Source organism: Pseudomonas sp. 273 (assembly GCF_029201425.1).
In the GTDB taxonomy this organism is placed as follows: domain Bacteria; phylum Pseudomonadota; class Gammaproteobacteria; order Pseudomonadales; family Pseudomonadaceae; genus Pseudomonas; species Pseudomonas delhiensis.
The window spans coordinates 5,335,075-5,347,005 of the sequence record NZ_CP116775.1 but is presented as its reverse complement, the minus strand read 5'-3'; the positions used below and the strand labels follow the sequence as shown (position 1 = coordinate 5,347,005).

The 11,931-nt window shown below is 68.6% G+C and carries 8 protein-coding genes and 1 pseudogene; 6 read left to right on the top strand and 3 right to left on the bottom strand.

Annotated features, from left to right (window positions below; genetic code table 11):
- Positions 1-103: 103 nt before the first annotated feature.
- Positions 104-328 carry a twin-arginine translocase TatA/TatE family subunit gene (tatA, locus tag PKO50_RS24355; RefSeq protein WP_275627463.1) on the bottom strand — a complete coding sequence of 75 codons (225 nt, stop codon included), beginning with the start codon at positions 326-328 and terminating at the stop codon, positions 104-106.
- A 353-nt stretch (positions 329-681) separates the two neighbouring features.
- Between tatA and PKO50_RS24350 the strand changes: the two genes are divergently transcribed.
- Positions 682-1,539 (top strand): transporter, encoded by an 858-nt coding sequence (locus PKO50_RS24350; protein WP_275627462.1) that lies wholly within the window; start codon positions 682-684, stop codon positions 1,537-1,539.
- 403 nt (positions 1,540-1,942) lie between these two features.
- Here PKO50_RS24350 and PKO50_RS24345 read toward each other — a convergent pair.
- A pseudogene (locus PKO50_RS24345) lies at positions 1,943-3,792 on the bottom strand (sigma 54-interacting transcriptional regulator).
- Between the two features lie 517 nt (positions 3,793-4,309).
- Here PKO50_RS24345 and PKO50_RS24340 point away from each other — a divergent pair.
- The 5 genes from PKO50_RS24340 (at position 4,310) to PKO50_RS24320 (ending at position 10,488) form a co-directional block, all read left to right on the top strand.
- Complete coding sequence (locus tag PKO50_RS24340; protein WP_275627461.1) at positions 4,310-5,785, top strand: aldehyde dehydrogenase family protein; 1,476 nt, start codon at positions 4,310-4,312, stop codon at positions 5,783-5,785.
- 44 nt (positions 5,786-5,829) lie between these two features.
- Positions 5,830-6,165 carry a cytochrome c gene (locus PKO50_RS24335; RefSeq protein ID WP_009618272.1) on the top strand — a complete coding sequence of 112 codons (336 nt, stop codon included), beginning with the start codon at positions 5,830-5,832 and terminating at the stop codon, positions 6,163-6,165.
- Between the two features lie 10 nt (positions 6,166-6,175).
- On the top strand, positions 6,176-6,862 hold the full coding sequence (locus PKO50_RS24330; RefSeq protein WP_275627460.1) for a hypothetical protein: 687 nt from the start codon (positions 6,176-6,178) through the stop codon (positions 6,860-6,862).
- A gap of 13 nt (positions 6,863-6,875) precedes the next feature.
- Positions 6,876-8,444 carry an FAD-binding oxidoreductase gene (locus tag PKO50_RS24325; RefSeq protein WP_275627459.1) on the top strand — a complete coding sequence of 523 codons (1,569 nt, stop codon included), beginning with the start codon at positions 6,876-6,878 and terminating at the stop codon, positions 8,442-8,444.
- A gap of 115 nt (positions 8,445-8,559) precedes the next feature.
- Positions 8,560-10,488 (top strand): methyl-accepting chemotaxis protein, encoded by a 1,929-nt coding sequence (locus tag PKO50_RS24320; protein WP_275627458.1) that lies wholly within the window; start codon positions 8,560-8,562, stop codon positions 10,486-10,488.
- A 36-nt stretch (positions 10,489-10,524) separates the two neighbouring features.
- Here PKO50_RS24320 and PKO50_RS24315 read toward each other — a convergent pair whose 3' ends face one another.
- Entirely contained in the window at positions 10,525-11,802 is a 1,278-nt protein-coding gene (locus PKO50_RS24315) for an HD-GYP domain-containing protein (RefSeq protein ID WP_275627457.1), read from the bottom strand.
- Between the last annotated feature and the right edge of the window lie 129 nt (positions 11,803-11,931).

The window sequence follows — 11,931 nt, the reverse complement described above, 5'->3', positions numbered from 1 at the left end:
CCATTCCCTTGTAGGAGCGGGCCCTGCGCGCGAAATCGCGGGCAGGGCCCGCTCCTACAGGTTGTGGGGACGCGAGGTGTTTCTCTCGTGAGTGGGCCCGTTTTCAGGCTTGCTGACGGGCGCTTTCCTGCAGTCGCCTGGGTTCGGCGACGGCTTCCTCGCCGGCCAGCTTCTGCGCCGCTGGCTCGTCGTCGGCATTGACCGAGCGGCGGAAGCCCTTGATGGCTTCGCCGAGGTCGCTGCCCAGGTGCTTCACCCGCTTGCTGCCGAAGACCAGCAGTGCCACCAGCAGCAGGACCAGCCAGTGTTTCCAGTCGAATATGCCCATCACCATGCCTCCAGGTCGCGGTTCGGTGGTCGTTATTGGCGCCTGCATTCTTGGTGGGTGGGCCCTGGCGCAGAAGGCACTATCCAACAGATAACCTGGACTTTTCATGGATGACGCCAGTGGCTGGAGACTTTTCCGCGGAAAGCGGAATTTTCTTAAGAGTATTTACTTGGTTTATCTGAAGTTTATTTTCAAGTTATTGATTTTAAAGTAATTAACGACTGGCATGGTAATTGATTAGTGTCGCCGGCACGGCATGCGGAAGCGGCCGCGCGCCACTTCAATAACAACAAAGGCCGGCACTCATGTTCGACAAGACCCTTCGCCTTCGCGTATCCCGCCTCGCTTGCGCCATGCTCCTGGCTGGCGCCGCCACCTCGGCCCTCGCCACCGAGGGCGGCACCTCCTCCTGGCCCATGGGCATCGAGATCTACGGGATGGGCATCCTTCCACCGCCTGGCACCTACGCCCAGCTGTTCGCGGGCAACTACCTGGCCGATACGCTGCGTGACAACGGTGGCCACAAGGCCGCCGACATCGACCTGCGGGTCTCCACCCTGGTGCCGCGTTTCGTCTGGGTCACCGAGCAGAAAGTCCTGGGCGGCGACCTCGGGTTCCACGCCCTGCTGCCGCTGACCGACATGCGCCTGAACATCAAGAATGGCCCCCACGACCACAAGCGCGGCATCGGCGACGCCCACCTGGGGCCGGTGATCGGCCTCCACCCGAGCGAGAAGTTCCACGTGGCCACCGGCGTCGACTTCGTGCTGCCCACCGGCAGCTACGACAAGGACGACATCATCAACCTGGGCACCCACTACTACACCGTGCAGGCGGTGCTGGCGATGACCTACGTGGACCCGACGGGGCCGAACGCCGACATCCGCCTGATGCACGACTACAACTTCGAGAACCGCGCCACCGACTACCAGTCCGGCCGCGAGCTGCACGCCGACTACACCCTCGGCTGGGGCATGGGCAACGGCTGGGTGCTCGGCGTCGGCGGCCACGCCTACCAGCAGATCAGCGACGACAAGCTCGATGGCCACGAGGTCGAGGATTCCCGCGGGCGAAGCTTCTCCATCGGCCCCGCGGTGCAGTACGCGAGCAAGGATGGCTGGTTCTTCAGCGCCAAGTGGCAGGACGACTCGGGCGTGCGCAATCGCCCGGATGGGCAGACCTTCTGGTTCAAGTTCACCACGCCGCTCTGAGGGGCGGGGCGCGTGTAGGGGCGGACCTTGTCCGCGATGGCCGGAGGTTCCGGCGCGATTCGCGGATGAGATCCGCTCCTACGCTACCCCACCCACACCATTCCATGTAGGAGCGCGCCCTGCGCGCGAAATCGCGGGCAGGGCCCGCTCCTACGGGTCCAGGGGAGCACGGCCGTAGGGCGGATAACGCCTATGGCGTTATCCGCCATTTTTCTCGGGCACCGGCAACCCGGCTGGCGGCGGATAACCGCGAACGGTTATTCGCCCTACAGTGCCCCACCCACGCCATTCCCCTGTAGGAGCGCGCCCTGCGCGCGAAATCGCGGACGGAGTCCGCTCCTACGGGTCCAGGGAAGCACGGCCGTAGGGCGCATAACGCCTACGTCGCTCTCGTCCTGCGGCCTCAGCGCCCTTTCAGGCGGTAGCTGACCTGGGCGCGGCTCATGCCGAGCATCTGCGCGGCGGCGGTGATGTTGCCGCCGGTGCGCTCCATCGCCACCTGCACCAGGCGGCGTTCGACGTCTTCCAGCGAGATGCCCAGGGTCGGGTTGCGGCCGGAGACGAAGGCGAGCAGGCTGGCCAGCTCGGGTTCTTCGACGGCCTTGCTGGCCGTGGCCTCGGGCTGCGTCGGCGGCTGTGCGGGCGGTTCGCTGTCGGTTTCGGCGAGGGGCGGGACAGCCGGCCTTCGGCCGTCAGCCCTATGGGCGTGGCGATCGGCGCGGCCCCGCCTTCGGCCAGGTGGATGACGTCCATCACCTCGCCATCGGCGGCGGCGATGACGCCGCGTTCGATGAGGTTCTGCAGCTCGCGGATGTTGCCGGGGAAGCGGTAGGTCAGCAGCGCGTTGACCAGCCGCGTGCTGAAGCCCGCCAGCTGCCGGCCGTGGCGCAGGCTGAACTTGCGCAGGAAGTAGCTCATCAGCAGCGGGATGTCTTCCCGGCGCTCGCGCAGCGGCGGCAGGTGGATGGGGAAGACGTTCAGGCGGTAGAACAGGTCCTCGCGGAAACGCCCGGCCTCCACCTCGCGGCGCAGGTCGAGGTTGGTGGCCGCGACCACCCTGACGTCCACGCGGATCGCCGCGGTGCCGCCGACCCGCTCCAGCTCGCCTTCCTGCAGCACACGCAGGATCTTGCTCTGCGCGGCCAGGCTCAGGGTGGCGATCTCGTCGAGGAACAGGGTGCCGCCGTTGGCCCTTTCGAAGCGGCCGGGCCGCGAGCGCTCGGCGCCGGTGAAGGCGCCGCGCTCGACGCCGAACAGCTCGGCCTCCACCAGGTTCTCCGGCAGGGTCGCGCAGTTCAGCGCCACCAGCGGCCCCTGGCTGCGCTTGCTGGCCTGGTGCAGGGTGCGGGCGAAGAGTTCCTTGCCGACGCCGGATTCCCCGGTCAGCAGCACCGTCGCCTGGGTCGGCGCGACGCGCTGCAGCAGCTGGCTGGCGGCCATGAAGGCGGCGGAGATGCCGACCATCGGCTGGTCGTCGGCGGGGCTGGGCAGCGCGGCGACCGTCGTCGCCTGGCCGCTGCCGTAGGTGCTGCGGCCGAGGAAGTCGCTGGCGTCCAGGTGGGCCAGGTCGGCGTCGATGTCGTCCCATTCCTCCGCCGGCTTGCCGATGATGCGGCAGGCGTGGTGGCCCATGGCGCGGCACTCCACCTCGCGGAACACCACCAGCCGCCCGAGCAGCGAGGAAGCGTAGCCGCTGGCGTAACCGATGCCCATCCAGCACGAGGGTTCGCTGCCCAGGCCATAGGTAGCGATGTGCTCGTCGGCCTCCAGCGAGTTGTGCCAGAGGAACTCGGAATAGAAGTGGCCGATGCTGGAGTCGATCTCGAAATTGATCGGCTCGACGTTGACCATCCCTTCGAGCATGTGCAGGCGCGGGCCGGCGCTGTACAGGCTGGCATGGTCGCCCTCGGGCCACTGCTCGCTGACCTGGGCCGCGTCGCGCGCGCCGGCCTGCCAGCCGATGCGGGTGAGCAGGCCGCGGGCCTTGTCCAGCCCCTGGGCCTCGATCAGCTCGCGGCGGATGGCGCCGAAGGCGGAACCCTGCAGGAGCATCATGCGCTGGCCGCATAGCCAGATGCTGCCGTCCTGGGGGGAGAAGGCCACGGTCTCGGCCAGTTGCTCGGCAGAAGGCAGGCCCCGTGGATCGAATTGGCAGGCGCGGTCGACGATCAGGCGTTTCTGCCGGCTGAGCATGTGCCGGAAGAACTCCTCATCCGCCGCGCGCCCGTTCTTGCCCGTATTTGTAATAGTCATGAGGCAGTTCAAGAAGACGCAGGCTGGTCCGGGGAGTATGCCGGGCCGGCCACGGCGGTCAATCGGATTCCTGCCCGGAGGGGAGGGAACGGCCGCATCCGTACGATAACCGCACAACATCCCGCGGCCGTCGAGCTTTCTCCGCCGCCGCGACTTTCTCTGCACAAAATTCCGCGCCCGGGCCGCCGCGGTTGCGGAAAACGCCGCAGAATCGTCCTGCTAAAAACACAAGATATTGTTTTTAAAGGATATTTTTATAGAACGCGGTAGTGGCACGATAGTTGTTAATGCCGAAACACCAGCAACCCAGAACCTCCATAACAAGAAACCGGTGATTTCGACATGAACATCCCCTGCGCTTTCCGCCATGCCCGTGCACTAGCCCATCCCGCCCTTGCCCGGCGCCGCTTCGCCCGCCCCGGCGACTGACCTTCGCCCAGCCCTTTTCCCTGTTTCCGTGGCCTTCGCCCAGGCCGGCGGCGGCCGTCCCTCGTCCAGTCAAGAGGCACCAGCAACGATGAGCACCAGACCCCAGCCCTACCAGAACCTCGAGCTACAGCCGATCGCCGGCGCCTGGCGCGCCGGGAGCAGCGGCCGGCACCTGGAGGTCGTCGACCCCTACACCCGGCAGAACCTGCTGCGCCTGGCCCTGGCCGACCGCAACGACCTCGACGCCGCCTATGCCAAGGCCGCCGAGGCCCAGCAGGCGTGGGCCGCCAGCGCACCCGCCGAGCGCACCCGGGTGATGCTCGAGGCGGTGCGCATCCTCGATGCGCGCCGCGAAGAGATCATCGACTGGCTCGTCCGCGAGTCCGGCAGCACCCTGCTCAAGGCGCAGATCGAATGGGGCGCGGCGCGCGCCATCACCCTGGAGGCGGCCAGTCTGCCGAACCGCGTGCACGGGCGCATCGTCGCCTCCAACGTGCCGGGCAAGGAAAGCCGCGTGTACCGCACGCCACTCGGGGTGATCGGGGTGATCAGCCCGTGGAACTTCCCGCTGCACCTCACCCAGCGCTCGCTGGCCCCGGCCCTGGCCCTGGGCAACGCCGTGGTGGTCAAGCCGGCCAGCGACACCCCGGTGTCCGGTGGCCTGCTGCTGGCGCGCGTGTTCGAGGAGGCCGGGCTGCCGGCCGGCGTGCTCAGCGTGGTGGTGGGCGCCGGCAGCGAGATCGGCGACGCCTTCGTCGAGCACCCGGTGCCGGCCTTCATCTCCTTCACCGGCTCGACCCAGGTCGGGCGCAACATCGGCCGTATCGCCAGCGGCGGCGCGCACCTCAAGCACGTGGCCCTGGAACTGGGCGGCAACAGCCCCTTCGTGGTCCTGGCCGATGCCGACATCGAGCAGGCGGTGAACGCCGCGGTGGTGGGCAAGTTCCTCCACCAGGGGCAGATCTGCATGGCGATCAACCGCATCATCGTCGAGCAGCCGGCGCTGGAAGCCTTCACCCGGCGCTTCGTCGAGCGCGTCCAGGCACTGCCCTACGGCGACCCGCGCAAGCCGGAAACCGTGGTCGGCCCGGTGATCAACGACCGCCAGCTGCAGGGCCTGCGCGAGAAGGTCGCCAAGGCCCTGGACGAGGGCGCCCGGCTGCTGGTCGGCGGCGAGCCCCAGGGCAACGTCATGCCGCCCCACGTGTTCGGCGACGTCCACGCCGGCATGGAGATCGCCCGCGAGGAGATCTTCGGCCCGCTGGTGGGCATCCAGGCCGCGCGCGACGCCGAGCATGCGCTGGAGCTGGCCAACGCCAGCGAATACGGCCTGTCCAGCGCGGTGTTCACGTCGAGCCCGGAGCGCGGCGTGCAGTTCGCCCAGCGCATCCACGCGGGCATGACCCACGTCAACGACATGCCGGTCAACGACGAACCCAACGCGCCCTTCGGCGGCGAGAAGAACTCCGGCCTGGGCCGCTTCAACGGCGACTGGGCGATCGAGGAGTTCACCACCGACCACTGGATCACCCTGCAGCACTCGCCACGGCCCTATCCCTTCTGAGCGGCCGCTGGTCCCACCAATCCAATAACAAGATGGAGTACGAAATGTCCTTATCCTTCGACAGCCCGGCTGTGAAACGGACCTTCGCTGCTTGCCTTTGCGTGCCCCTGCTCGTGCTGGCCGGTAGCGCCTTCGCCGACGGCGACGGCGTGTGGAAAGGCGGCGCGAACGTCTACGAGAAAGTCTGCGGCCGCTGCCACGAGACCGGCATCGGGCCGGAGCTGAAGGGGCGCCAACTGCCGTCGCCCTACATAGTCGCGGTGGCGCGCAACGGCCTGCGGGCGATGCCGGCCTGGCCGGCTTCCTTCATCGACGACAAGGCGTTGCAGCAGGTCGCCGACTACATCTCGCAGGCGCCCGCGCCGGCGGCCAAGCCCTGAGGAGCACGCCATGAATCTCGAACGTCGTTCCCTGCTCAAGGGCATGGCCCTGGGCGGCCTGGCGGGCATGACCCTGGGCGGCCCCGGCCTGGCCCTGGCGCGCAACATCGGCGGCGCCGCCCCGACGCAGCCGGCCCTGGTGCTGGTGGCCCCGGCCGTGGTCGGCTCGGCCTTCCTCCAGGGCATCGCCGCCAGCCCGGCCGGCGCCCATGCCCAGGTGCTGCGCAGCGATGCCAGCCTGGCTTTCGTCCGCGAACTGCAGCGGCGCCTGGAGACCGGACGGCCGCAACGCATCGTCGGCCTGCTGGACGATGCCAGCGCCGCGCTGGTGGTCGACCTGGCGCGCAGCGCCGGCGCCCGCGTGCAGTGGCTCGGTGAGCACAGCGCCGATGCGCGCGCCTCGCGGCACCGGCTGATCACCGCGGACGCCGCCCACGGCCACGCCCTGCAACTGGGCCTGCAGCTGGATGCCTGCGGCGCCGGCTTCGACCTGCGCGAGCAATGCCCGCTGGGCAGCCGCCAGCCCCTGCGGCTGGGCGCCGCCGGCCGCAGCGCCGGCAGCGCCGAGCAATGGGCCGCCACCCTGGGCTACGGCCTGGCCGCTCTGGGCGAGCGCGAGCCGGCGCCCGCGCCGCTGGTCGCCGGCCACCCGAGCCCGCTGGCCGGGCATTTCGTTTCGTTCTCGATCCAGGCTTGAAGGAGCACATCCCATGACTGACGCAACCAACAAGGCCGTGCTCCCGCGCGGAGTCGATGCGAACCACTTCCAGCAGGCGCTGGCCAAGTTCCGCAAGCTGCTGGGCGAGGAGAACGTCCTGGCCAAGGACGACCAGCTGATCCCCTATGGCAAGATCATGATGCCGGTGGACAACGCCGAGCACGCGCCCTCCGCCGCCGTCACCGCCACCAGCCTCGAGCAGGTGCAGGGCGTGGTGAAGATCTGCAACGAGTTCAAGATCCCGCTGTGGACCATCTCCACCGGCCGCAACTTTGGCTACGGCTCGGCGGCGCCGGCGCAACGCGGCCAGGTCATCCTCGACCTGAAGAAGATGAACAAGATCCTCCACATCGACCCCGAGCTGTGCACCGCCCTGGTCGAGCCCGGCGTCACCTACGGCCAGCTCTACGACTACCTGCAGGAGCACAACCTGCCGCTGATGCTGTCCTTCTCCGCGCCCTCGGCCATCGCCGGCCCAGTGGGCAACACCATGGACCGCGGCGTGGGCTACACCCCCTACGGCGAGCACTTCCTCATGCAGTGCGGCATGGAAGTGGTGCTGGCCAACGGCGACGTCTACCGCACTGGCATGGGCGGGGTGCCGGGCGACAAGGCCTGGCAGGTGTTCAAGTGGGGCTATGGCCCGACCCTGGATGGCATGTTCACCCAGGCCAACTACGGCATCTGCACCAAGATGGGCTTCTGGCTGATGCCCAAGCCGCCGGTGTTCAAGCCCTTCTGCATCGTCTACGACGACGAGGCGGACATCGCCGACATCGTGGAAATGATCCGTCCGCTGCGCATCGCCCAGATCATCCCCAACGCGGTGGTGATCGCCAACGCGCTGTGGGAGGCCGCCGGCATCAGCGTGCGCCGCGCCGACTACATCAAGGAGAAGGGGGCGACGCCGGACTCGGTGATCCAGAAGATCGTCAAGGACAAGGGCCTGGGCCAGTGGAACGTCTACGCGGCGCTGTACGGCACCGCCGAGCAGGTGGAGGTGAACTGGAAGATCGTCACCGAGACCGTGAAGAAGTCCGGCAAGGGCCGCATCGTCACCCAGGAGCAGGCTGGCGACACCCAGCCGTTCAAGTACCGCGCCGAGCTCATGAGCGGCGTGCCCAACCTGCAGGAGTTCGGCCTGTACAACTGGCGTGGCGGCGGTGGCTCCATGTGGTTCGCCCCGGTCAGCCAGGCGCGCGGCAGCGAATGCGACAAACAGAAGGTGCTGGCCAAGAGGATCCTCAACAAGCACGGCCTGGACTACACCGGCGAGTTCATCGTCGGCTGGCGCGACATGCACCACGTGATCGACGTGCTCTACGACCGCACCGACCCGGAGGAGACCCAGCGCGCCCACGACTGTTTCGCCGAGCTGCTGGACGAGTTCGCCAAGGAGGGCTACGCGGTGTACCGCGTGAACACCGCCTTCCAGGAGCGGGTGGCGCAGATCTACGGCCCGGTCAAGCGCAAGGTGGAACACGCCATCAAGCGCGCCCTGGACCCGAACAACATCCTCTCGCCGGGCAAGTCCGGCATCGACCTCGCCAACAACTTCTAGCCACCGCAACGGGCCCCGCCGGCAATCGCCGGCGGGGCCTTTCGCACAGCTGGATCAACTGGCCCGTTCCGCGCACGCCGGGTGCCGGGGGCCCGGAACGGGAGCGACTCGCGCCATGCGCAACTGGTTTGACAACCTCGGTGTCACCTACAAGCTGGGGCTGGGCTTCGGCCTGGTCCTGTGCCTTACCGCGCTGCTCGCGGTGGGCGACTGGATCAGCCGCGAGAGCCTGCTGCAGCGCAGCCGGGCCCAGGAGGTCTACGGCGCGCTCAACGAATCGCTGGCGGAACTGCGCCTGTCGCTGCAGGACTATTTGCTGGACGGCGCCAAGGCGGACAGCGAGCAGCGCCTGGGCGCGGCGCTGGACGACTTCGAGCGCCAGCAGGCGGCGATGCGTGCGCGCAAGCTGTCCACCCGCGCGGACCTGCTCGCCCTGGAACAGAAGCAGAGCGAACTGGTCGGCGACTACCGCCAGGCCCTCGGCAAGCTGCAGGCCGCCAACCATGCGGCCAGCGCCGTTCGCGACGAGATGGCCGAGCGCGCCGAGCGGGCCTTCAAGGCGCTCAGCGCCCTGCAAGCGCTGGCGGCGGGCCTGGACGAGCATGACGAGCGCCGCTTCGCCTATTACCAGGCCGGCACGCAGCTGATGCAGGACCTGCTGCTGGTCCGCTACCGCGCGGCGGGCTACGTGGCCCACCCCGGGCCGGAGTCCGAGCGGCTGCTGAACGAACAGATGCGCCTGGCCATGGAAAACTTCCCGCGCCAGGCCAAGGTCTTCGGCGCACAGCCCCCTGCCGAGCTGCTGGCGGTGGCGGCGGACCAGCAGAGTTACGCCAAGTGCATCGAGGCTTACCGGGCTGCCACCGCCACGGTGGAACAGGCCCGCCAGGTACTGATCAAGGTCGCCGAGCAGACCCGCGAGATCACCCAGACGCTGACCCGCCAGCAGATCGAACTGCGCGACGAGGTGGCGGCCTTCAGCCGCATGGCCCAGGCCAGCGTGGCCCTGCTGGCGATACTGGCCAGCGCCCTGGCCGCCTGGTTCATCACCCGCCGCATCACCCGGCCGCTGCACGAGACCATGCAGGTGGTCGAGCGCATCGCCTCGGGCGACCTGTCGCAGAACATCCAGGTCAGCCGTCGCGACGAACTGGGCAGCCTGCAGCAGAGCATGCAACGCATGAGCTGGAACCTGCGCGACCTGATCGGCGGCATCCGCGATGGCGTGACGCAGATCGCCAGCGCTGCCGAGGAACTCTCGGCGGTCACCGGGCAGACCAGCGCCGGGGCCAACAGCCAGAAGGTCGAGACCGACCAGGTGGCCACCGCCATGCACGAGATGTCCGCCACCGTGCAGGAAGTGGCGCGCAATGCCGAGCAGGCCTCCCAGGCCGCCTCCGCCGCCGACCGCGAGGCCCACGACGGCGACCGCGTGGTGAACCAGGCGGTGGAGCGGATCGAGCGCCTGGCCGCGGAAGTCGAGCGCTCCGCCGACGCCATGCAGCGCCTGGAGCAGGAGAGCGAGAAGATCGGCAAGGTCATGGACGTGATCAAGTCGGTGGCCGAGCAGACCAACCTGCTGGCCCTCAACGCCGCCATCGAGGCCGCCCGCGCCGGCGAGGCGGGCCGCGGCTTCGCCGTGGTGGCCGACGAGGTGCGCGGCCTGGCCCGGCGCACCCGGCAGTCCACCGAGGAGATCGAGGCCCTGGTCGCCGCCCTGCAGAGCGGCACCCGCCAGGTCTCCAGCACCATGCTCGGCAGCCGCGAACTCACCGCCAGCAGCGTGGCCCTGAGCCGCCAGGCCGGCGAATCCCTGGGCAGCATCACCCGCACCGTGTCCAGCATCCAGGCGATGAACCTGCAGATCGCCACCGCCGCCGAACAGCAGAGCGCCGTGGCCGAGGAGATCAGCCGCAGCGTGGCGAGCGTGCGCGACGTCTCGGAACAGACCGCTGCCGCCAGCGAGCAGGTCGCCGCCTCCAGCGTGGAACTGGCGCGCCTGGGCGGGCAGCTGCAGGCGCTGGTCGGGCGTTTCCACGTCTGAGCCCGGACGGGTGGCGCTCCGTGCGCTACCCGTCGCTCAGTGGCGCCCGCCGTTCCTGTCCCGCTCCGGGAGCGTGCCGGGCAGCACCAGGCCGTCGGGCAGCCAGAGCCGCTCCAGGTTGCGGAAGCCCCAGCGCGCCGGGTCCTCGCGCTGCACGATGCGGTCGTAGATGCGCACGTCGGCCAGGTCGCGCAGCTCCTTGGCGATCGCCTGGCGCCGGTGGGTGCAGAAGAACACCTTCACTTGCGGGCGCGTCAGGTTCTCCGGGTTCTGCTGGACCACCACGCCGAGCTGCCCGGACTCCAGGCGCACCAGGCTGCCGATGGGGTAGATGCCGATGGCCTTGACGAACGCCTGGAACAGCTGCGGGTCGAAATGCCCCTCCCAGCTGGCCATGCGGGCCAGGGAGCCGGCGGCTTCCCAGGCGCACTTGTAGGGGCGGTCCGAGGTGATGGCGTCGTAGACGTCGCAGATCGCCGCCATGCGGGCCAGCAGGCTGATCTGGTTACCCGCCAGACGGTGCGGGTAGCCGGTGCCGTCGTAGCGCTCGTGGTGGTGCAGGCACACGTCCAGCACCTGCGCCGACAGGCGGGTGTGCTGGCGCAGTATCTCGTGGCCGCGCTCGGGGTGGGTACGCATGATGGCGAGCTCGGCTTCGTCGAGCTTGCCGGGCTTGTTGAGGATCGCCGGCGGCATGGCCATCTTGCCGATGTCGTGGAGCATCCCGGCCAGGCCGGCCTCGCGCTGGGCCTCGACGTCCAGGCCGAGCTGCCGGGCCAGGGCCACCATCAGCGCGCACACCGTCACCGAGTGCATGTAGGTGTATTCGTCCTTGTTCTTCAGCCGGGCCAGGCTGATCAGCGCCGAGGCGTCGCGGGCCAGCGAGGCGCAGATGTCCTCCACCAGCGGCAGGCACAGGTCCAGGTCGATCGCCCGGCCCATGCGGGCCTCGTGGAACAGGCCGATCAGGGTCTTCCTGGAGCGTTCGAGGATGCGCGCGGCCTCGTGGAATTCGTCCGGGTAGCTGGGCGGCGGCGGTTCGATGACGGGCTCGAGGACCAGGCCGGCGATGCCTGCGGCAGGCGCCGCGGGGCTCTGCGCCGGCGCTTGGGCATCGGCGGTGCCGGTGACGCCCAGGCCGCGCGCATCGTCGATCCATAGCCACTGCACGCCGCTGTTCTGCAGGGCGCGAAGGTCGCCGGGGTTTTCCAGCATGAAGCGGGTCTTCCAGAAGGGGTGGGAAAGCCAGTTGCCCTCCAGCGACTGGATGAACATTCCCAGGCGAACCTGGTCGGTGTGGATCCGCTTAAGCATGGGGCACCTGTGGGCCAAGGGCTGTCTTCGTCGAGTGCCATTATCTCGGCGCCAGGAAGTGGCGCTTCTGCCGGAGCGTAGAGGCCCTTTGCCAGCGGGGAAAATATTTTCGTCGAATACGGAAAACCC